The sequence below is a fragment of the Bartonella sp. EBT8 genome (assembly GCF_055796165.1).
Window position 1 is genome coordinate 72,923 of sequence record NZ_JBTTDJ010000005.1, and the last position, 20,500, is coordinate 93,422.

Here is a 20,500-nt window from a genome sequence, read left to right on the forward strand (position 1 = left end):
TTATTGATCAAGAAGGGGACAGGGTACAATATTTCCTTCTATCTTTAGTGCCTTATTGCTCAGCGGCTACAACATTAGGAAAAGTTTATATAAAGAGGTAAAAATAAGGGAGTTTGTGCTGCATGAATTATATTTCGACTTTATGATTGTGATATTATGGGAATGTGTGCTTATGCTCAGGACAAAGAAACAGATACAGTTTTAGGAGCTGAAACGGTTTAAAGGTTTTTGTATAGGGGCGTTTTGCCAGTGATGAAATATATTCTCGGACAAGCACTCACTGATATAAATTTTAAGTTAACAAGTTTGGATACACCGCTTGATATTTTTGAAAAATACGATTTTATATCTTTTAAAATTTTGGCTAATTTACCAGCTGCCATAATTGCGTATATCGTCTATAAAGCGATTTATGATAAGATGCTAGCAACGTTTTCTAAAAGAGTTATTGAGAATATTATTCGTAAGAAGATGTGTTTTCGTGGGCTTTTAATATCCCATGACGTAACTGAAAGTTCTTTCAGAGGACTATACCTTCAGTAAATTTTTTCAGTGGGTTGTAATACCATTCTTTAATTGTAACTGTAATTTGAAAGAGGTGTTTGCGATTGCGCAGATGATGCCATTTTTAAAAGGTAAAACATTGGAATGCGCATCTAATGTTTTCTGTAAAGTATTGAAACCCGATAGAGCAGACGAAAATTCTTTAAGAGAAGAGTTTTTAGATCTTTTAAATAAAAAAAAAGGCTGAAAAGTTAGTTTACAATAAAAAGCATATGATTGCCTTTAACCTGAAAAAAAATATGCAAGTAAGATATAATTATATTTGATTGCATTTCTTTAGAGTAAGCATGAACAAACGAATTCAAATTTAAAAGCAGTGAGAGAGAGTGATGGGTAATATTTTTTCACCAACGCATTTAATTGTAATTTTACTGATTATTCTTGTGCTATTCCGGCGCGGGAAGGTTTCTGAATTAATGGGCGATATTGCTAAAGGGATTAAAGCTTTTAAAAAGAATATGAAAGAAGAGGAGGATAGCATTGAGGATAAGCTTACAGTAGCTAAGTATTCCAAAATAATGGATGTTGAATCTCAAAAAACTGAGCCATTATCAGTAAAACCTGTAGTTGCACGCAGAAAGGCTTCTTCTTCCACTAAAAGAGACAAGGCGCCTGTTGCTAAAAAACGGCATGTCAAGTAACCAAGATACAATAATAAGTGTACATTTTTTTAATGAGGCAGTTGAGAGTAAGCGATGTTTGGGATTGATGGGCCAGAGTTTCTCGTGATCTTACTTGTTCTTATTGTTGTTGTTGGACCAAAAGATTTACCTAAAATGCTAAAGACCATAGCAAGGGTAATAATTTATGTACGTTCAACAGTGAATGAATTTCGTCACCAATTTGATGATGCAATAAAACAGGTCGAGCTTAATGATTTGCAAAAGACATTCTCTGATATCAATAATTTTAATCTGAGCAAGGAGTTAACAGAGACTTTTGATTCTATTCATGATGCAGTAGGGAGCCCCAGCGATAATTTTGGTATAAAGACAACACACCATAAATCAAAAAAAGACAAAGCAGTTTTGGGACGTGCACAGAGCAAAGCCAATGAAGATTTAACAGAGTCTGTTAATTTTCATAGCCCTGAAAGTGTTTCTATAACTTCTAAAAATGAAGAAGGTGTGTCATGAATGTAAAAAAAGATGAAATTGATGCTAATATGGCACCACTTTTAGAACATTTGATTGAACTGCGTCAGCGAATTATTGCTGCTCTAGTCGCATTTTTGATGGCTTTTATTATGTGTTTTCTTATCAAAGATTATATTTTAAATTTTTTAATATGGCCTTATCAATGGGCGATGAAAATATCGGGTGGTAATCCTGAGAGTATTCGTTTGCAATCAACACAAGTATGGGAAACTTTTTTAACGAAGATGAAACTTGCTGCTTTTGGGGCAGTTATCTTATCTTTTCCCTATACAGCATTTCAGTTTTATAGCTTTATTGCACCAGGACTTTATAAAAATGAGCGTATGGCTTTTTTGCCATTTCTCATTGGTGGACCGATTTTGTTTTGTATTGGGGGAGCATTTGTTTATGTTCTCTTGGCACCAATAATGCTTTGGTTTAGCCTTTCTCAGCAGATTCTTCCAGATGTTCATTTAAGGATAGAGTTTATAGTCCGTATTTCTGATTATTTGAACTTTATGACATCCTTTATCCTGATTTTTGGTTTGATTTTTCAATTACCTCTTATAGTCAGTCTTTTAACAAAAGTTGGTCTTTTATCGTCTCAGAGTCTGGTCTCTAAACGAAAATGGGCTATTCTCCTCTCTTTTATCATAGCGGCGATAGTAACCCCATCGGATTTTTTTACTATGTTTGCAGTAGCTTTACCAACGATAGCTCTTTATGAAATTTCAATTTTAATTGCTTACTGTATAGAAAAGAGAAAAAAATCCTCTTAAGAGAAGTTTATATTTTGTGTGATAGAAAACAAATCGAAACGATGCAAATGAGGAATTTTTATGCTTGATATTAAGTGGATTCGTGAATACCCAGAAAAATTAGATGAAGCGCTAGAAAGGCGAGGTCTTGAGCCACAAGCGGAAAGATTAATAAAACTTGATCTTGAACGTCGCTTACATGTTGCTAAAGTACAATCTGCGCAAGAGCGACGTAATGTTGCTTCAAAAGAAATAGGGCAGGCTTTAGCTGCACATGATCAGAAAATGGTTGAACATCTTAGAGCTGAAGTTGAAGAGATTAAAACCTTTCTTTCTTCTGCCACAGCGGAAGAAAAACGGTTGACGGAGAGTTTTGAGAAGGCTCTTTCAGCACTTCCTAACCTTCCATTGGATGATGTTCCAAAAGGTGCAGATGAAAGTGATAATGTTGTTATCCGACATTTTGGTATACCTCCAACATTTGATTTTTTACCAAAGGAGCATTTTGATCTTGGCCAAGATCTCAAACAGATGGACTTTGAGCGAGCAAGTCGTTTATCGGGGACGCGCTTTACTGTACTTTCAGGAGCATTAGCACGGCTTGAACGTGCACTTGGTCAATTTATGCTTGATGTGCATGTTGATGAGCATGGTTATACAGAGGTTTCTGTACCTCTTTTGGTTCGTGATGAGATTGTTTACGGAGCTGCTCAGTTGCCCAAATTTGCTGATGATCTTTTTCGAACGACAGACGGTCGATGGTTAATTTCTACAGCAGAAGTGCCGTTAACCAATTTGGTAAACAATGAAATTCTTGAGATATCAGATTTACCATTGCGCTTTTCTTCTTTGACTCCCTGTTTTCGTTCAGAAGCTGGAGCAGCAGGTCGTGACACACGTGGTATGTTGCGTCAGCACCAATTTTGGAAGGTAGAAATGGTATCTATAACGACCGAAGAGCAATCTTTAAGAGAACTGGAACGTATGACAGAGTGTGCAGAAGATGTGTTAAAACGTCTTGGTTTGCCTTTTCGCACGGTGGTTCTTTCTACGGGTGATATGGGATTTGCTGCACGTAAAACATATGACATTGAAGTTTGGCTTCCTGGTCAAGGGTGTTATCGTGAAATTTCCAGTTGTTCAGTTTGCGGAGATTTTCAAGGGCGACGCATGAATGCTCGTTATCGTAAAGAAGGAGATAAAGCATTACACTTCGTTCATAGTCTTAATGGTTCTGGTACGGCCATTGGGCGTTGTCTTATAGCTATTCTTGAAAATTATCAGCAAGCTGATGGATCAATTATTGTGCCAGATGTTTTACAACCCTATATGAAGGGTGAGCGTTATATTACTGCTTAATTTTACGAAAGGAGAAACCACTATGCGTTTATTGCTGAAAGAAAATAACATGCAAACGCTGGGGGTTGCCATTTTGAAAAAAATAAGTTGTCTGTATGATAAGGGTGCTACCCCATTGGAGATCGAATGATACTATGGGGCAAAAGGGTATTTTACGATTTCGTGAAGAATTAGCGAGTCTTGTGTTAAAAATGCGTAGCAAAGGGATTGATGATGTTCGCTTTTTTGCGGCATTTGAGAAGATTCCACGTCAGCAGTTTGTTGCTGCACCTTGGTTCAGTAGTGCTTATGAGAATAAAGTTATTCCAATTGAGTGTGGTGAGTATATTGAACGCTTGGAAGAGCAGCTTTTGATTCTTTCTGCGTTATCATTGAAAAAAAAGCATCGTGTCTTAGAAATTGGTACAGGATCTGGTTTTTGTACCGCTCTTATGGCGTGTCTAAGTGATCGTGTGATAACAGTTGATCGTTATAAAACACTTATTAATTTGGCGCGCCAAAAGTTTCAAACTTTGGGACTTGAAAATATTGTTGTAAGGCAAATTGATGGAAGCCGTACTGTTACAGGTTTAGAATCATTTGATCGTATTCTTATTTGGCCGTCACGTTCTGATGAACCAAAGGAATTTTTAGAACTGTTAGCTGAAAATGGGATTCTTATTCAAGCTATAGGGCCTGATGAAGGGGTGCAAAAAGTAACACGCTATACGAAAATTGGCAGTCGATTTGAGTGTTTAGAAATGTTTCAAGTGCGCTATCAACCCTTTATTAAAGGCATTGCAGAAATACTTTAATTTTTGAAATTTAAGATATTACGCAAATTCTTTTACCTTTTTATTATAGATAAATTCATTTTGATCTTATTATAAAGATATTTATGAATAAAATATTTCATTTTAACTCTTAGGTAATATTAAAAAGCTTTAATAGATTTAATTGAGTATTAACGGGTGAGCAAAACTATGTGTTTAAAAGTTTTGAATGATGTTTTTTGGCATAATTTTCAGAGAATAGCTTTTTTAGCAATGACGATGATTTTTGCGGGATGTAGTTCTGGTACGCAGCGTTTTTCTAATATTTTTTCTCACAATGCAGTATCCACACATTCCAATATGTCCACCACTATCCCGACAGACTCACAAATGCTATCGTATGGCGGTGTAATACAAAGCACGGAATTACCTCCTGTAGAGCCAAGCAATGAATCATGGACAGATGACAATATCGCGTATAATTCTCAACAACAAGGTGGGATGTCTTCTTCTGATAGTCAAATTATGGGGACACCACCACGAAATCTTGGAACGCTTTCCCGTTCACAACTCGATAACTCTCCTATTTTTCGGCGAGATTCTTATATTGTCCAGAGTGGAGATACACTGTTAAGCATTGCACGGCAAGTAGGGATTAGTGTTGAAGCATTAAAATTAGCAAATGGTATAAGCAGTAATTCCATTTATATTGGTCAAGTCCTTAAGATTCCAAATAAGCGTGTATCAAAAGCTTCGAATACCTATAATGATGATTGGGCTGCATCAAAAGCAGGTTCTTCACTCCAGTCTCAAGTTAGGTCTTCTATAAGACACGAGAAAGCTTTATCTATCGATAAAGTTCCTGCAATGCCTTTACCTTCTACAAAGAAGAATGAAACAAATATTGGGAAGAATTCTTCCAAGCCTATGAAGCAATTGAGACATGAGACTGTTTTTTCAGATACTATAACAAATACGGATAATGTTATTACTCCACAATCCACAGGAATTTCTAAGATGCGTTGGCCAGTGCGAGGGCGTTTATTAAGCCAATTTGGTCAAAAAAAAGGGACAGCAACGAATAGAGGGATCGACATTGCTGTACCTGAAGGTTCATCTGTAAAAGCAGCGGAAAATGGCGTCGTTATCTATGCGAGTGATGGGTTAAAAGAGCTCGGTAATGTTGTTATGATTCGACATGAACACAATATTATCACAATTTATGGATGCAACAGTAAGCTTATTGTTAACAAGGGACAAAGGATACAACGTGGTGATGAAATTGCTAAGTCTGGTATTTCAGGGAATGTTAAAACTCCACGTGTCTATTTTGAGGTGCGTAAAAATTCTGTACCTGTTGATCCTACTGAATATTTAGAGAATTGATAAAATTGTGTTTTGGAAATCTGCGGCTTATAGGGTTTTCTAAAAAAACGATTACTATGAATCAGTCTTGTAATATTTGTGCCAGAAATTTTATAGGTTTAAGAATGATGAATAATTGATTTCATTAAATGAGTAAAAAATCATTTTGCATCATTTATTTTTTTGATTATTAAGAATGTATATATTTAATGATATATAAAAATCTGTTCCTTAGAAGTTTTGTCCGTTGCTTTCTATTTTTTAAGGATTTATGGCCTGTCTATAAGGTTGTGATTACATTGGGGTTATTTCGCTTTGTATGTAAATCCTCTGGGGAAGCTTTTTTAGTTGAAAATCTGTTTTACTAGAGTGAGAAAACACCTGAAGTTTAATCTATAGGAGATGAAAATGTTTATTAATAACGCTTATGCTCAAGTTGCAGATGGTGTTTCCAATGGGCCCTCACTTGTTAGCTTTATTCCGTTTATTTTGATTATTGCAATTATGTACTTTTTTATGATTCGTCCACAGCGTGTGCAAATGAAAAAGCGACAGGAGATGCTTAATGCTATACGTCGTGGTGATACAATTATAACGGGTGGTGGTATTATCGGAAAGGTTACAAAAGTTTACGATGAAAGTGGTGAATTAGAGGTTGAAATTGGTGATGATATGCGTATTCGCGTTATCCGTTCAACATTATCTGATGTTCGCGTTAAAGGTAAACCAATTGCAGAAAAAAAATCAAAACCTTCTAATACAAAAACATTGAAGAAATCTAAGTCTATTATGAAGGAAAGAGTGAGTGTACCTAAAGAGGAAGAATCTGTATCAAAGGAAAATGATACTTAAACTATAATTGCAGTCTTTTACATTTGTTTAGAATGCATTTTTATAAAAGTCTGTTGGTTCTGTAGAAAAGGCAATCTCATTGGAAGGGTGGTCTTATAGTTGATAAATGAGCATAGTGTTTTATTTGTTTTTCATAGACTTACAAAATAGCTACTTCATTATGAAGCATTGCAGAAGATTGCTCTATCCTTTGAAGCGTGTCATTGTTTTTGGAATATAGGATTTTCCTATTTTTGAGTAAATTAGCTGAAATAATTTTTTTAAAGATGAATCTTTTTTAAATAAGCGCAACATTTAACCACGGATTATTACCAATTTTTCATGTATTTATTGCAGTGTTAAGACAGATCTTTTGTATAAAATATTTTATATCGATATTAGTATGTGAGTTCAGATAAAATAGATCAGTCTTCATTATAAGTCCTTTGCTGATTTGGAAAAAAAGAAGAATGAGATTGTGGTTATTTCAAAAATAAAGGATATTGCCCATGTTTCATGCAATTCAGATCCGTGAGGCGCATTTCCCAGGGCGTGTGCCTATTGATGCGTATGGAAATGGTGGATTTCGCTTTGCTGATATGTCACATAGAGGTTCTATTATTTGTGTACCATCAGGGATTTATGGTATTGATATGGTAGGGCCTGTTCCCACTCGACATGATATAGCTCATATTTTAGAAGAATCGTCCGAAATTGAAGTTTTGCTAATAGGTACTGGTGTTGAATTATTACGATTGCCTGAAGAGTTACGGGAGCTTTTATGGGAAAAGCGTATCTCAACAGATACAATGAGTACAGGTGCGGCGGTGCGTACATTTAATGTTTTGTTAGCTGAGGATCGTGCAGTTGCTGCGCTATTATTTGCGGTAGAATGATAGATTATCTAGGAAAATCAATATTTATTTTTAGTAGAGGAATTGTGTAGTTCTTGATTGTTCGATGGAGTTCTCTCTTATTCCTCATTTAGGGGAGTGTTTTTGCCCGCGAAAAGCTCTCAGAAGAAGCCAAGGCGGGTATGGAACAGGCCGGAGAAGATCTAGCCAATGGGATTGTCGATGGCTTTATGTCCTCCATCACACAATTGGCTGACTTTTTTAAATCCTTGCCCCATCGCATCAAAGGATGGATTGGCTCAATTGATTTATCCAACATGTTTCATTTGCCCAGTTGGCTTGGTGGCAAGACAGCTTTGCAGCCGATTGTACAATTTGCCGGTCGCCAGCAAACAAGCCCTGCGGCAACTGGGGCAAGGGACAAAAGTAAACAGAGTGCATCTGTTTATCACCATCAAAATGTCACGGTGCATGTGAATGGGGCGCGTGATCCTCTTGCCACAAGCCGTGCGGTAAGTCATGCCCTCCAACGGGCAAAAGCCAATGCCCTGCATGGTGGGACAGAATGAGGCAAGGAGAAGCAATGAGGGGAGGGAGCAGATGAAAGATCCTTTGATGATGTTGGGACCGCATCAATTTTATGTCGATTGGCTGAATTTCCAATCCTTTGAGGAAGAGTTCTCCGCCTCATGGGTTTCCATGGAGCGTTTTGGAAGGTCCCCCAGTTTGCAATTTACCGGTTATGGCAATGATCCTAAAACCATTCATGGGGTGTGGTTTCCAGAAGAGTTTGGTGATCGTATAGCCATCGACGCACTCACCATAACCATACGAGCAGCCAAACCAGTGCAGATGCTTCGTTGGGTCAATGATATGAGCTATAGTGCCATACTCCACGGTCCCGTGGTGCTCACCTCGATCACGAAAGACCACGATTATATCAGCCGCTCTGGTCAATCGCAGCGCATCCGCTATTCCATCAGCTTGCTACCCTTTTTTGATGGGGGAAAACCACAAGGATACACCCAAGAGGGACAACAGCTATGAAGCTACCAGCAAAGCACGTTGTTATAGAGTTAGAGGATATGAGCCTCGATCTGATTTGCTTTCACCATGCCATGGCGGTATTAGGAGATCGTCGACAGGCTGGATCCTTAAAGGGCTATTTAGAAGCCACCTTGAGAGCCAATCCGGGGATTGCCCAATATGGTGCTGTTTTGCCACGGGGGTTAACTGTTATTCTCCCTGAATTTGTCTTTGTTCAGTCTCAAAGCAGAGTGAAGCGGTTATGGGATTAAGCCGAACCTATCCTTTTATCGTGGTTAAGGTTGGAGACAAACCCGTCCATGAGGTTTTTTACCAGCGGCTTATCAGCGCCACCATTACCGATCATGCCGGCAATGAAGCCGATCGCTTTGAAGCGGAGTTTGATGATAGGGGTAATGATTTACAGGTTCCACAAAAGAACAGCACCCTGCAGGTGATGTTTGGTTATCAGGACAGCATCAGTGCCTTTATGGGGCGTTTTGTTGTTGAATCGGTTGTAAGTATAGGGGGCAGTGATGGAGAGGTTTTACGCCTTTGCGGCAAAAGCGCTTCGATGCGTGGGGAACTCAAAGAACAGGCAAGTGAGCATTTTGACAACAAAACCATTGGCGAGATTGTCGAAACTTTAGCCAAACGCCATGGTTATCAAGCCAAAGTTGATAAAGGATTCACTCGCAAAACTTTGCCTTATGTGGTGCGCACCGATCAGTCTACAATTGATTTTTTAACCCGCCTTGCGGAGCGTATGCAGGCACGTTTTTTAATCAAGGACAATAAGTTTTTATTTTTAAGTGGCAACAATTTACCAGCAATCAATCTTGCTAAGCAGGATTGTTCCAGTTGGGAATTTACCCTCGAGCCACGCACCCAATATGGCATCATTGAAGCAACTTACTTTGAACGCTCACAAGGAAAACAGCTGTTTGTCACACATTGCACAAACCTTACAGGTCCCACACGGCGTTTGCGTGGTTGTTACACTTGCAAAGAGGAAGCTTTGGCTGCTGCCGCATCAGAATCAGACCGGCTGTGTCGTGGCATGGGCAGTGGTTCTTTGGTTCTAGAGGGGCGTCCAGAAATCATGGCTGATCAACCTCTCATTTTGCAAGGGTTTCGGGAACAAATCAATGGACCATGGAAAGCCGCAACGGTGACCCACCGCTATGAGAAACAAAGCGGTTACACCACAGAAATTACCCTAGAGGCACCGGAGAAGGGAAAAGAGTCATGGGAAAAGTCAACCTCGTAGAATGCAGTGCGCTAGACAATCAAAGGGACAACATGCTCTCTTCTGTTCGAGAGATCCCACACAATCTTGAAGCAGAACAAGCCTTGCTTGGCGCCATTCTCATGAACAATGACGCCCTTGATCGTGTTTCAGACTTTCTTAAAGCAGAGCATTTTTTTGAACACTTGCATCAAAGGATCTTTGAGATCGCTTCACACATGATCCACAAGGGAAAACTTGCCAATCCCATTACCATGAAATCCTTTTTCCCAGCAGAAGAAAAGATTGGTGAGATCACGGTCTTTCATTACGTTGTGCGTTTAGCCAAGGAAGCGATCACCATCATTAATGCGCAAGATTATGGGCGGGTACTTTATGATCTTTTCCTTCGACGCTGTTTAATTACTCTTGGGCATCAAGTTGTTCATACAGCTTTTGATGCTCCTGTAGAGTTGAAGCCCTCACAACAGATTGAAAGGATTGAACAGCAGTTGTTTGAATTGGCAGAAGAGGGAAAATATGGCGGTGGGTTTGAAAATTTTAAAGGAGCCATCACAAAGGCGCTGACCATGGCAAGTGCTGCTAAAAAGCGTTCCTCAAGGCTTTCAGGAATAGCAACCCATATAAAAACCCTTGATGAGAAAATGGGAGGGTTACAAAAATCTGATCTCATTATCCTTGCTGGTCGCCCAGGTATGGGGAAAACTTCGCTTGCGACCAACATTGCCTTTAACATTGCCAATGCTTACAAGACTGATGACCAGACACAGGAACAAAACAATGAGGGAGGCATTGTTGGATTCTTTTCGTTGGAAATGTCTTCAGAACAATTAGCAACCCGTATCATTTCTGAGCAAACCGAGGTTTCTTCTTCTGATATCCGCCGTGGAAACCTCTCTGAACAGCAATTTACTAAAATCATTCATATGACGCGTTCCTTGCAAAAGTCCCCGCTTTATATCGACCAAACGGGAGGTCTTTCTGTTGCCCAATTAGCAGCACGTGCAAGGCGCCTCAAACGGCAACATGGTTTAGATGTTTTGATGATTGATTATCTCCAGCTTATGACGGGTCATACAAAGCGTTCCTCAGACAATCGCGTGCAAGAAATGACAGCCATTACCATGGCTCTTAAGGCATTGGCGAAAGAACTGAATATTCCTATCATTGCTCTTTCACAGCTTTCACGCCAAGTTGAAAATCGCATCGATAAACGTCCACAACTCTCTGATTTGCGTGAATCCGGTTCAATTGAACAAGATGCGGATATTGTTTTGTTTGTCTATCGTGAAGAATATTACTTGAAAAATGAACAGCCAAAGGAAGGCAGCGTTGAAGCTGTCAAATGGCAAGAGAAAATGGATCAGGTGAGGGGGCAAGCGGAAGTGATTATTGCCAAACAACGCCATGGTCCCACAGGAACTGTCCCTCTTGCTTTCCAATCTGATTTTACACGTTTTAGTGATCTATAAAAAAGAGGCTAAAAGGAGCAATAAATGGCCTTTGAAAGGTCTTTGAAGACCCTTTGAGAGCCCTTTGAAAAAATGAAAATCCTTTGAAAATGAGGTCATTTTTACAAAATATGATACAAATGATACAAAATTTACGGGTATTTGCATGCATATTTTAGAGATTTTAGGTGTCAAATAATGGGATTGTTGGAAAAGATGAATCGCCTCAAATTGCGATTCTGATCCAATAAAAACAAGACTCATGAAAGCGACTCTAAACACCTCTTAAAGCTTCTCTGAGAACCGCCAAAAAGACCTTTAAAAAAAATGAATTGCTGCAAAACCTAGTGGCAAGCTACATCTATAACCTATTGATTCTATTTAAGATGGCGGAGGGGGTGGGATTCGAACCCACGGTACAGTCTCCTGCACGCCGGTTTTCAAGACCGGTGCCTTAAACCGCTCGGCCACCCCTCCAAACTTGAGTATGCTTTTTTACAAAGTTATTGCAAAAGGTCAATCATTTAAATGAGTTTCTAAACATTTTTAATAAAAGTTTTTGAATTCCAAACAAAGTAATCTCTAGACTACGGTTTTTTGAGAGTTACCTTTAAATCAGTAATTTTTCTCCTTTTCTATTCTGATGTTCACTCTCTCTCATATATGATCGTAAAAAATTATTATGAGAAAGCAAGATAAATTCATACAATTTCTATTTCAGTTCATGTAATAACATAAAAAACGATACCCTCATAATATAAGCAGAGTGCATCTTTTGATGCAGTGTTATGAGAATCAAAGCTGAATACTATAGCGATAATGCTCAGATATTATAGATATTCATATGATTTAAGAAAATCATAATGTTGTATGCTTTATTTATTTTAAAAATATATTTTTATTTTGTATATTAAATTTACAGATGAATAATTATCCTTATTTATAAAAAACATTAAGAAAATATATTATCAAAGCATTTCCCTTGTAGGTATGCTAAGTATTTGAAAAATATGTTAATATAGAATAAGAAGCTTACATTTATATGCAGATACAAAAGTGTTGTAAGGATTATTTTGAGCTCACATGTTGCAAAATAAAATTCTTTGTTTTCTTCAACAGAAAGGCAAATGGTAAACACCAAATCGAATTCTAATATAGACTCTCTTTTTGTTGACTACTTTTCGTAAGAAAAATATAAAACATTCTTAATTAGCTATTTCGCTTTAAAAAAATTAATAATTCAATCTTTTCAAAAGTGGATTTTAGTAAAATCATAGAGAATTTAGAAGATTCTATTCCCTTGCTTTTATTTGTATGTCCCTCACATTAAAAAAACATACTGATAATCAATAAGTTACATGAATTTTAAAAGCATATGGTGGGCGATGAGAGACTCGAACTCCCGACATCCTCGGTGTAAACGAGGCGCTCTACCAGCTGAGCTAATCGCCCGATGTAGTGATCAGCAATTGAATAGGCACTCTTTAAGGAAAAATTTTTGTAAACGCAAGAATAAAGATAATGTTTAATAATTTTTTTTAAAAAATGCATATCCATGCTTGACATAAACGAATGAACCCCTTACACGACCGCTTATACCAATATAATATTGGTTTGAAGAAAGTGCGCGGGTGTAGCTCAGTTGGTTAGAGTGCTGGCCTGTCACGCCGGAGGTCGCGGGTTCGAGCCCCGTCACTCGCGCCATTTTCATAATTTTTATGATATTTCGTTTTTTGAGTATAAACACTTATAATAAGGTATCTAGTCTTTAGAGCGTTACCTTTAGTCTGTTTCTTGAAATGCTGTTTTCCTTCTTTTTGCATGCTTTATAAGAATAGGGCTTGCGTCTTTCTTTGCTCTGCGTTACCTATGCCGCTAAGAAAAGCATCGTTCAACGTGTCCTTGAAGCAGTATGAGCGGAATTAACAGAATACTAGTATAATTTATCTGTTAGATTTAATAGTGTGGGATGACTGTATTGATTTAGGTCATTTCATTAAAGTGGAAGAGGATTATGACTCATTTATTGGGCTCTTATTTACCGATTTTGATTTTTATCATTGTTTCAGCCGTTATTGCTGGAGTTCTTTTAATTATGCCTTATATCGTAGCTTATCGTTCTCCTGATCCTGAGAAATTATCAGCTTATGAATGTGGGTTTAATTCATTTGATGATGCACGCATGAAGTTTGATATTCGTTTTTATTTAGTATCAATTTTGTTTATTATTTTTGATCTTGAAGTTGCTTTTCTTTTTCCTTGGGCAGTTTCATTTGCTTCGATAGGTATGTTTGGCTTTTGGTCGATGATTATGTTTTTAGCACTTTTAACCATCGGGTTTATATATGAATGGAAAAAAGGAGCTCTTGAATGGGATTAAGATCTAACAATTCAACAATTGCTGCTCCAAAACCCAAAGGGATTATTGATCCAAATACGGGGAAATTAATAGGCTCTGACGATAGTTTTTTTCGTGATATTAATGCTGAGTTATCAGATAAGGGTTTTTTAGTTACCTCTGCCGATGCTTTGATTACTTGGGCGCGTACTGGCTCTTTAATGTGGATGAGTTTTGGTTTGGCTTGCTGTGCTATCGAAATGATGCAATGTTCTATGCCTCACTATGATAATGAGCGTTTTGGATATGCTCCACGCGCTTCCCCCCGCCAATCGGATGTAATGGTGGTAGCGGGTACTCTAACAAATAAGATGGCTCCTGCTTTAAGAAAAGTGTATGATCAAATGCCTGAGCCACGTTATGTGATTTCTATGGGATCATGTGCAAACGGTGGTGGGTATTATCATTATTCTTATTCAGTTGTACGTGGGTGTGATCGTATTGTGCCTGTAGATATTTATGTTCCAGGGTGTCCTCCTACGGCAGAAGCATTACTATATGGTATATTGTTGTTGCAGAAAAAAATCCGTCGTACTGGTTCTATAGAGAGATAGGAGGATGTAATGGTAGATGAATCATTAGTTGAACTTTCTATCTATTTGAAAGATAAATTAGAAGATAAAATTGAGGAAACTATTTTTGTGTTTGGCGAATTGACGATCATATCACATCTCAATGCAATTACGGATGTTTTAATTTTTGTTCGTGATGATTCTCGTTGCCAGTTTATTAATCTTACAGATATTAGCGGTGTTGATTATCCATCTCGTGATAAACGTTTTGATGTCTCTTACCAACTCTTATCTCCTCGTAAGAATCTACGTTTGCGTGTAAAAGTACGTACTGATGAGAATACTCCTATTGCTTCCGCTTGCTCAATTTATCCTGGAGCAGAATGGTATGAGCGTGAAGCATATGATATGTATGGGATTTTATTTTCAGGTCATCCAGATTTAAGACGGATTTTAACTGATTATGGGTTTGAAGGGCATCCTTTACGTAAAGACTTTCCTGTGACAGGATTTGTTGAATGTCGTTATGATAATGAAGCAAAAAGGGTGATTTATGAGCCTGTTGTTTTGCGACAAGAAATGCGTAATTTTGATTTTCTTTCTCCTTGGGAAGGGGAGCAGTATGTTATGCCATGTGATGAAAAAGCAGATGGTGAAAAATGATATTGGATCTGATAAGGTTTAGAATTAGCGTAGTAGGATTCTAAAGTAATTAAATCTTTTTAGTATGATAAGATTTTTATTAATGTTTGATATGGAGTTTTCTTTAACAAGGGGTTTATTGTGGCTGAGGTCAATGTTCGGAATTTTAACATCAATTTTGGACCGCAGCATCCTGCAGCGCATGGGGTTTTGCGCATGGTTCTGGAATTAGACGGTGAAGTTGTAGAACGTGTAGATCCCCATATTGGATTATTGCATCGCGGTACCGAAAAATTAATGGAGACCAAGACTTATCTTCAAGCTGGTCCTTATTTAGATCGTTTAGATTATGTTGCTCCTATGAATCAGGAGCATGCTTTTGTGCTTGCTGTTGAGAAATTGTTGGGTGTTGAGGTTCCTAAACGAGGGCAGTTAATACGTGTTTTGTTTTCTGAAATTGGGCGCATTCTTAACCATTTACTTAATGTAACAACACAGGCAATGGATGTTGGTGCCTTGACGCCACCGCTTTGGGGATTTGAGCAACGTGAAAGATTGATGATTTTTTATGAACGTGCGTGTGGAGCACGTCTTCATGCAAATTATTTTCGCCCTGGGGGTGTGCATCAGGATTTACCGGAATCTTTAATTGAGGATATTGGTAATTTTATTGACCCGTTTCTTATTGCTCTTGGAAAACTTGATGCGCTTGTAACGCCAAATCGGATTTTTAAACAGCGTAATGTAGATATTGGTGTAGTGAGTATTGATGAAGCTTGGGTACGTGGTTTTTCTGGAGTCATGATTCGTGGAGCTGGTGTACCATGGGATTTGCGTAAGAGCCAGCCTTATGAATGTTATAGCGAAATGGAATTTGATGTTCCTGTTGGAAAAAACAGTGATTGTTATGATCGTTATCTAATTCGTATGGAAGAGATGCGTCAATCAGCGAAAATTATGCGCCAATGCGTAAATCGTTTACTGAGTACCGAAAAAAATGGACCAGTTTCAAGCTTAGATCACAAAATTGTGCCCCCAAAGCGGTGCGAAATGAAAAGTTCAATGGAAGCATTGATTCATCATTTTAAACTTTATACGGAAGGTTTTCATACGCCTCCTGGAGAGGTATATGTCGCTGTAGAAGCTCCGAAGGGTGAGTTTGGGGTTTATCTCGTTTCCGATGGAAGCAATAAACCTTATCGTGTTAAGTTGCGTGCGCCTGGCTTTGCTCACCTTCAAGCTATGGATTTTTTAACCAGAGGTCATATGTTGGCTGATGCTACAGCTATTTTAGGTTCGATTGATATTGTTTTTGGGGAGGTTGATCGCTAATGTCTGTCCGTCGTCTTGCAGATGATATCTACCAACCCGCAGAGTTTTCATTTACAACAGAAAATCAAATATGGGTAAAAAAAACTATAGAAAAATACCCTGTAGGGCGTGAGCAGTCTGCTGTCATTCCGTTATTAATGCGTGCTCAAGAGCAAGATGGGTGGGTGACGCGCGCTGCGATTGAGCATATCGCCCAGCTTCTTTCTATGGCTTATATTCGTGTTCTGGAAGTAGCGACTTTCTATACTCAATTTCAGCTTCAGCCAGTTGGAAAAAAAGCACATATTCAAGTCTGTGGTACGACTCCTTGTATGTTACGTGGATCTGGTGAATTGATTAAAGTTTGTCAGAAAAAAATTCATCCTGAACCTTTTGTTACCAATCAAGATGGAACATTATCATGGGAAGAAGTTGAGTGTCTTGGCGCTTGTGTTAATGCTCCCATGGTTATGATTTTTAAAGATACTTATGAAGATCTTACAGCTGAACGTCTTGAAGAAATTATTGATGCATTTAAAGCGGATAAAGGTTCTGAAATAGCTGTTGGTCCACAAAATAGTCGTAAATCATCGGAACCGATTAATGGTTTAACTTCTCTTATTGATGAAGAAAAAAAGAACTCTTTTAAGTCTTCAAAGAAAAAAGATAAGGAGGGAATAGGGGTGTAGTAAGTATTTTTCTTGCGAAGATATTTCATTATTTTATCCATTGTGGCAATATTTAACTAAAAGTAAGAAATCGTAAGCAGATATTTAAAATTGCATTTGAGGAAAAGCTAATAATGCTATGGAAAAGAGAAAAAAGGATGGGATATGCTGGCTGATAAAGACCGCATTTTCACCAATATTTATGGTTTGAAGGATAAATCATTAAAAGCTGCAATGTCGCGTGGGCATTGGGATGATACAAAGGCGATTATCGAAAAAGGTCGTGATTGGATCATTGATGAGGTGAAGGCGTCAGGTTTGCGTGGGCGTGGAGGTGCTGGTTTTCCTACTGGTATGAAGTGGTCTTTTATGCCAAAACAAAATGATGGCCGTCCCCATTATTTGGTTGTGAATGCTGATGAATCAGAACCTGGTACATGTAAAGACCGCGATATTTTGCGACATGATCCCCATACTCTGATTGAAGGATGTGCAATTGCTACTTTTGCTATGGGAGCAAATGTTGCTTTTATCTATATTCGTGGTGAATATATTCGTGAGCGTGAAGCCCTTCAAGCAGCCGTTGATGAGTGTTATGATGCGGGCTTACTTGGCAAAAAAACAAAATATGGACATGCTTGTGATATTATTATTCATCATGGTGCAGGTGCTTATATTTGTGGCGAAGAAACAGCTCTTCTTGAAAGCCTTGAGGGGAAAAAAGGGCAGCCTCGTCTTAAGCCGCCATTTCCTGCAAATATGGGGATTTATGGCTGTCCAACAACAGTAAATAATGTGGAATCTATAGCTGTTGTTCCAACGATTTTGCGTCGAGGGGCTTCATGGTTTTCATCGATTGGACGTGCCAATAATGTTGGAACGAAATTATTTATGGTTTCAGGACATGTGAATGCGCCTTGCACATTTGAAGAAGCTCTTGGTGTTTCTTTTCGTGAATTAATTGAAAAACATACAGGTGGTATTCGTGGCGGATGGAATAATCTTTTAGCCGTTATTCCAGGAGGGGCTTCTTGCCCAGTCGTTCGTGGTGAGGATATGGTTGATGCGATTATGGATTTTGATGGGATACGAGATGTCGGATCTTCTTTTGGTACTGGTGGTGTGATTGTGATGGATAAATCAACCGATATTATTAAAGCAATTTGGCGTATAGCAGCTTTTTTTAAGCATGAAAGTTGTGGTCAGTGTACACCGTGTCGTGAAGGTACGGGGTGGATGATGCGTCTTTTAGGGCGTATGGTTGAGGGAAGAGCACAAAAACGTGAGATTGATCTTTTATTTGAGGTATCTAAACAGGTTGAAGGGCACACCATTTGCGCGCTGGGAGATGCCGCAGCATGGCCTATACAGGGGTTGATACGTAATTTTCGTCCAGAAATTGAGCGTAGAATTGATGATTATACGCGAAATGTAGTTCAAAGAAAAAATATTGCTTTAGAAGCAGTTGGATAGAGGATTTTGTTGTAAGAAAACCGGAATAAAAATTTTAAGTGGATTATCCGCAGTCTGGATGAGTGATGATAAATATCAAAGTTGATGGTAAAGAAATTGAAGTCCCTGATTACTACACATTGCTTCAAGCAGCTGAAGCTGCGGGTGCTGAAGTGCCACGCTTCTGTTTTCATGAATCTTTATCAATTGCTGGAAATTGTCGCATGTGTTTGGTTGAGGTTAAGGGAGGGCCTCCAAAACCTCAGGCTTCTTGTGCCATGGGGGTTCGCGATTTACGATTAGGGCCAAATGGTGAAGCGCCAGAAATTTTTACCAATACAGAAATGGTAAAAAAAGCACGTGAAGGTGTCATGGAGTTTCTTCTTATCAATCATCCTTTGGATTGTCCTGTCTGTGATCAAGGAGGAGAATGCGATCTTCAAGATCAAGCAATGCTCTATGGGCGTGATTGCTCTCGATATACAGAAAACAAGCGTGCAGTAGAAGATAAGTATATTGGGCCACTCGTAAAAACTGTTATGACAAGGTGTATTCATTGTACACGTTGTGTTCGTTTTACGACAGAAGTTGCAGGTATTTCCGAGCTTGGGTTGATAGGTCGTGGTGAAGATGCTGAAGTTACTACATATCTTGAAAAAGCAATGACATCTGAGTTGCAGGGAAATGTTATTGATCTCTGTCCAGTAGGGGCTTTAACTTCAAAACCTTATGCATTTCACGCACGTCCATGGGAATTGGCTAAAACGGAATCAATTGATGTTATGGATGCCCTTGGTAGCGCTATTCGCATTGATAGCCGTGGTCGTGAAGTTATGCGCATTATGCCGCGTACAAATGAAGATGTAAATGAGGAATGGATTTCTGATAAGACGCGCTTTATTTGGGATGGATTGCGGACTCAGAGACTTGATAAGCCCTATGTGCGGAAAGATGGAAAGTTTCATCCTGTAAGTTGGACAGAAGCTTTTGCAGAAATTAAAATGGTGATTTCTAAAACTTTGCCAGAAAAAATTGGAGCGATTGCTGGAGATCTTGCGTCTGTTGAGGAAATGTATGCGCTTAAAAAATTGCTTGTTTCATTGGATTCTCAGGTTTTTGATTGTCGTCAAAGAGGAATGGCTTTATCTCCTGAATTAGGGCGTTCGAGTTACATTTTTAATCCAACAATTGCCGGAATTGAACAAGCTGATGCACTGCTTATTGTGGGATCTAATCCACGTCATGAGGCCGCTGTTTTAAATGCACGTATTTTAAAGCGCCAACGGATGGGACATTTTCCCATCGGATTAATTGGAGAAAAAGTCGATTTACGTTATCCTTATTCTTATCTTGGCTCTGGTACTGATGCGTTGAGTGCACTTGTTGGTGGAAAAGATTCTTTTTTAGATATCTTAAAAGAAGCGAAGAAACCACTTATTCTTATCGGGGAGGGTGCTTTTTCAGGTCAAGAAGGCTTGTCTGTTTTAAAAAATCTTGCAAAATTAGCTGATAATATCGGAGCTCTTAGTGAGGAATGGAATGGATTTGGTGTTCTTCACACTGCAGCGTCAACTGTTGGCGGATTAGATATTGGTTTTACTTCTAAACTTGGAGTTGCAAATATTATTAAAACTTGTGAGGTTTTATTTTTGCTTGGTGCTGATGAAGTAGAATTAGCCAATACAAAAGCTTTTACAATTTATATTGGTAGCCATGGCGATAATGGTGCACATGCTGCGGATGTTATTTTGCCAGCATCGGCTTATACTGAAAAATCAGGGCTCTATGTAAATACAGAAGGGCGTGTTCAAATGACAAATCGGGCTTGTTTTGCTCCAGGTGAAGCAAAAGAGGATTGGGCTATTTTACGTGCTTTATCGGATATTTTAGGACGAAAACTTCCTTTTGATTCGCTTTCTCAATTAAGACAGAGCTTATTTAATGACTATCCACATCTTTGTGCTATTGATGATATAGCGCCTTCTGATATAGATGATCTTAAAAAGCTTGGTTCACAAATGATTGCTTTGGAGCGGCAAGCATTTACTTCTATGGTTAAAGACTTTTATTTGACAAATCCGATAGCACGTGCTTCTGCAGTTATGGCTGAATGTTCAGCTCTTGCAAAGAATCATGTTATACAAACTGTAGAGTAAGGGCAGAGGAAAAGGA

General features: G+C 38.5%; 21 protein-coding genes and 3 tRNA genes. 22 read left to right on the forward strand and 2 right to left on the reverse strand.

Annotated elements, in window-relative coordinates; all coding sequences use genetic code 11:
- Positions 1–249: 249 nt before the first annotated feature.
- The 14 genes from AC0QT4_RS05025 to AC0QT4_RS05090 all read left to right on the forward strand — a co-directional run bounded on the left by AC0QT4_RS05025 (position 250) and on the right by AC0QT4_RS05090 (position 11,366).
- The gene (locus tag AC0QT4_RS05025; RefSeq protein WP_473200625.1) at positions 250–543 is read left to right on the forward strand and encodes a hypothetical protein; all 294 of its coding nucleotides are present in this window, start codon (positions 250–252) and stop codon (positions 541–543) included.
- A gap of 350 nt (positions 544–893) precedes the next feature.
- Entirely contained in the window at positions 894–1,205 is a 312-nt protein-coding gene (tatA, locus tag AC0QT4_RS05030; RefSeq protein WP_473200626.1) for a twin-arginine translocase TatA/TatE family subunit, read from the forward strand.
- A 54-nt stretch (positions 1,206–1,259) separates the two neighbouring features.
- The gene (gene tatB / locus AC0QT4_RS05035; RefSeq protein ID WP_473200627.1) at positions 1,260–1,700 is read left to right on the forward strand and encodes a Sec-independent protein translocase protein TatB; all 441 of its coding nucleotides are present in this window, start codon (positions 1,260–1,262) and stop codon (positions 1,698–1,700) included.
- Complete coding sequence (gene tatC / locus AC0QT4_RS05040; protein WP_473200628.1) at positions 1,697–2,479, forward strand: twin-arginine translocase subunit TatC; 783 nt, start codon at positions 1,697–1,699, stop codon at positions 2,477–2,479. The genes tatB and tatC overlap by 4 nt, the downstream gene beginning before the upstream one ends.
- A gap of 60 nt (positions 2,480–2,539) precedes the next feature.
- On the forward strand, positions 2,540–3,817 hold the full coding sequence (gene serS / locus AC0QT4_RS05045; protein ID WP_473200629.1) for a serine--tRNA ligase: 1,278 nt from the start codon (positions 2,540–2,542) through the stop codon (positions 3,815–3,817).
- A gap of 134 nt (positions 3,818–3,951) precedes the next feature.
- Complete coding sequence (locus AC0QT4_RS05050; RefSeq protein ID WP_473200630.1) at positions 3,952–4,611, forward strand: protein-L-isoaspartate(D-aspartate) O-methyltransferase; 660 nt, start codon at positions 3,952–3,954, stop codon at positions 4,609–4,611.
- 168 nt (positions 4,612–4,779) lie between these two features.
- A complete protein-coding gene (locus tag AC0QT4_RS05055) occupies positions 4,780–5,955 on the forward strand; it encodes a peptidoglycan DD-metalloendopeptidase family protein (RefSeq protein WP_473200631.1) in 1,176 nt (391 codons plus the stop codon).
- 387 nt (positions 5,956–6,342) lie between these two features.
- Positions 6,343–6,786 (forward strand): preprotein translocase subunit YajC, encoded by a 444-nt coding sequence (gene yajC, locus AC0QT4_RS05060; RefSeq protein ID WP_473200632.1) that lies wholly within the window; start codon positions 6,343–6,345, stop codon positions 6,784–6,786.
- A gap of 488 nt (positions 6,787–7,274) precedes the next feature.
- Positions 7,275–7,661 carry an Mth938-like domain-containing protein gene (locus tag AC0QT4_RS05065; protein WP_473200633.1) on the forward strand — a complete coding sequence of 129 codons (387 nt, stop codon included), beginning with the start codon at positions 7,275–7,277 and terminating at the stop codon, positions 7,659–7,661.
- Between the two features lie 140 nt (positions 7,662–7,801).
- Positions 7,802–8,188 carry a hypothetical protein gene (locus AC0QT4_RS05070; protein ID WP_473200634.1) on the forward strand — a complete coding sequence of 129 codons (387 nt, stop codon included), beginning with the start codon at positions 7,802–7,804 and terminating at the stop codon, positions 8,186–8,188.
- Positions 8,189–8,219: 31 nt separating this feature from the next.
- Positions 8,220–8,666: a phage tail protein gene (locus tag AC0QT4_RS05075; RefSeq protein WP_473200667.1), complete on the forward strand. Its 447-nt coding sequence runs from the start codon at positions 8,220–8,222 to the stop codon at positions 8,664–8,666.
- Positions 8,663–8,917: a tail protein X gene (locus tag AC0QT4_RS05080; protein WP_473200635.1), complete on the forward strand. Its 255-nt coding sequence runs from the start codon at positions 8,663–8,665 to the stop codon at positions 8,915–8,917. Before AC0QT4_RS05075 ends, AC0QT4_RS05080 begins: the two co-directional genes overlap by 4 nt.
- The gene (locus AC0QT4_RS05085) at positions 8,908–9,915 is read left to right on the forward strand and encodes a phage late control D family protein (RefSeq protein WP_473200636.1); all 1,008 of its coding nucleotides are present in this window, start codon (positions 8,908–8,910) and stop codon (positions 9,913–9,915) included. The genes AC0QT4_RS05080 and AC0QT4_RS05085 overlap by 10 nt, the downstream gene beginning before the upstream one ends.
- Entirely contained in the window at positions 9,894–11,366 is a 1,473-nt protein-coding gene (locus tag AC0QT4_RS05090; RefSeq protein WP_473200637.1) for a replicative DNA helicase, read from the forward strand. Before AC0QT4_RS05085 ends, AC0QT4_RS05090 begins: the two co-directional genes overlap by 22 nt.
- 366 nt (positions 11,367–11,732) lie before the next feature.
- On the opposite strand, the gene AC0QT4_RS05095 is transcribed toward AC0QT4_RS05090, so the two are convergent.
- Both AC0QT4_RS05095 and AC0QT4_RS05100 read right to left on the reverse strand, forming a co-directional pair.
- Positions 11,733–11,822 (reverse strand) — tRNA-Ser (locus AC0QT4_RS05095).
- 899 nt (positions 11,823–12,721) lie between these two features.
- Positions 12,722–12,797: transfer RNA gene (locus tag AC0QT4_RS05100), tRNA-Val, on the reverse strand.
- Between the two features lie 175 nt (positions 12,798–12,972).
- Here AC0QT4_RS05100 and AC0QT4_RS05105 point away from each other — a divergent pair.
- The 8 genes from AC0QT4_RS05105 (at position 12,973) to nuoG (ending at position 20,484) form a co-directional block, all read left to right on the forward strand.
- Positions 12,973–13,049, forward strand: a tRNA-Asp gene (locus tag AC0QT4_RS05105).
- A gap of 310 nt (positions 13,050–13,359) precedes the next feature.
- Positions 13,360–13,725, forward strand: coding sequence for an NADH-quinone oxidoreductase subunit A (locus tag AC0QT4_RS05110; protein ID WP_473200638.1), 366 nt, complete (start codon positions 13,360–13,362; stop codon positions 13,723–13,725).
- Positions 13,716–14,297: a NuoB/complex I 20 kDa subunit family protein gene (locus AC0QT4_RS05115; protein ID WP_473200639.1), complete on the forward strand. Its 582-nt coding sequence runs from the start codon at positions 13,716–13,718 to the stop codon at positions 14,295–14,297. The genes AC0QT4_RS05110 and AC0QT4_RS05115 overlap by 10 nt, the downstream gene beginning before the upstream one ends.
- A gap of 9 nt (positions 14,298–14,306) precedes the next feature.
- Entirely contained in the window at positions 14,307–14,918 is a 612-nt protein-coding gene (locus AC0QT4_RS05120) for an NADH-quinone oxidoreductase subunit C (RefSeq protein ID WP_473200640.1), read from the forward strand.
- A gap of 120 nt (positions 14,919–15,038) precedes the next feature.
- Positions 15,039–16,229 carry an NADH-quinone oxidoreductase subunit D gene (locus tag AC0QT4_RS05125; RefSeq protein ID WP_473200641.1) on the forward strand — a complete coding sequence of 397 codons (1,191 nt, stop codon included), beginning with the start codon at positions 15,039–15,041 and terminating at the stop codon, positions 16,227–16,229.
- A complete protein-coding gene (gene nuoE / locus AC0QT4_RS05130) occupies positions 16,229–16,897 on the forward strand; it encodes an NADH-quinone oxidoreductase subunit NuoE (RefSeq protein WP_473200642.1) in 669 nt (222 codons plus the stop codon). The genes AC0QT4_RS05125 and nuoE overlap by 1 nt, the downstream gene beginning before the upstream one ends.
- 144 nt (positions 16,898–17,041) lie before the next feature.
- On the forward strand, positions 17,042–18,349 hold the full coding sequence (nuoF, locus tag AC0QT4_RS05135) for an NADH-quinone oxidoreductase subunit NuoF (protein ID WP_473200643.1): 1,308 nt from the start codon (positions 17,042–17,044) through the stop codon (positions 18,347–18,349).
- Positions 18,350–18,414: 65 nt separating this feature from the next.
- Positions 18,415–20,484 (forward strand): NADH-quinone oxidoreductase subunit NuoG, encoded by a 2,070-nt coding sequence (gene nuoG, locus AC0QT4_RS05140; protein ID WP_473200644.1) that lies wholly within the window; start codon positions 18,415–18,417, stop codon positions 20,482–20,484.
- Positions 20,485–20,500 lie beyond the last annotated feature (16 nt).

Bases quoted from the DNA above. Each gene is read 5' to 3' on its own strand.
- tatA (WP_473200626.1), top strand. From the start codon at position 894: ATGGGTAATATTTTTTCACCAACGCATTTAATTGTAATTTTACTGATT.
- tatB (WP_473200627.1), top strand. From the start codon at position 1,260: ATGTTTGGGATTGATGGGCCAGAGTTTCTCGTGATCTTACTTGTTCTT.
- tatC (WP_473200628.1), top strand. From the start codon at position 1,697: ATGAATGTAAAAAAAGATGAAATTGATGCTAATATGGCACCACTTTTA.
- serS (WP_473200629.1), top strand. From the start codon at position 2,540: ATGCTTGATATTAAGTGGATTCGTGAATACCCAGAAAAATTAGATGAA.
- AC0QT4_RS05050 (WP_473200630.1), top strand. From the start codon at position 3,952: ATGGGGCAAAAGGGTATTTTACGATTTCGTGAAGAATTAGCGAGTCTT.
- AC0QT4_RS05055 (WP_473200631.1), top strand. From the start codon at position 4,780: ATGTGTTTAAAAGTTTTGAATGATGTTTTTTGGCATAATTTTCAGAGA.
- yajC (WP_473200632.1), top strand. From the start codon at position 6,343: ATGTTTATTAATAACGCTTATGCTCAAGTTGCAGATGGTGTTTCCAAT.
- AC0QT4_RS05065 (WP_473200633.1), top strand. From the start codon at position 7,275: ATGTTTCATGCAATTCAGATCCGTGAGGCGCATTTCCCAGGGCGTGTG.
- AC0QT4_RS05070 (WP_473200634.1), top strand. From the start codon at position 7,802: ATGGAACAGGCCGGAGAAGATCTAGCCAATGGGATTGTCGATGGCTTT.
- AC0QT4_RS05075 (WP_473200667.1), top strand. From the start codon at position 8,220: ATGAAAGATCCTTTGATGATGTTGGGACCGCATCAATTTTATGTCGAT.
- AC0QT4_RS05080 (WP_473200635.1), top strand. From the start codon at position 8,663: ATGAAGCTACCAGCAAAGCACGTTGTTATAGAGTTAGAGGATATGAGC.
- AC0QT4_RS05085 (WP_473200636.1), top strand. From the start codon at position 8,908: ATGGGATTAAGCCGAACCTATCCTTTTATCGTGGTTAAGGTTGGAGAC.
- AC0QT4_RS05090 (WP_473200637.1), top strand. From the start codon at position 9,894: ATGGGAAAAGTCAACCTCGTAGAATGCAGTGCGCTAGACAATCAAAGG.
- AC0QT4_RS05110 (WP_473200638.1), top strand. From the start codon at position 13,360: ATGACTCATTTATTGGGCTCTTATTTACCGATTTTGATTTTTATCATT.
- AC0QT4_RS05115 (WP_473200639.1), top strand. From the start codon at position 13,716: ATGGGATTAAGATCTAACAATTCAACAATTGCTGCTCCAAAACCCAAA.
- AC0QT4_RS05120 (WP_473200640.1), top strand. From the start codon at position 14,307: ATGGTAGATGAATCATTAGTTGAACTTTCTATCTATTTGAAAGATAAA.
- nuoE (WP_473200642.1), top strand. From the start codon at position 16,229: ATGTCTGTCCGTCGTCTTGCAGATGATATCTACCAACCCGCAGAGTTT.
- nuoF (WP_473200643.1), top strand. From the start codon at position 17,042: ATGCTGGCTGATAAAGACCGCATTTTCACCAATATTTATGGTTTGAAG.
- nuoG (WP_473200644.1), top strand. From the start codon at position 18,415: ATGATAAATATCAAAGTTGATGGTAAAGAAATTGAAGTCCCTGATTAC.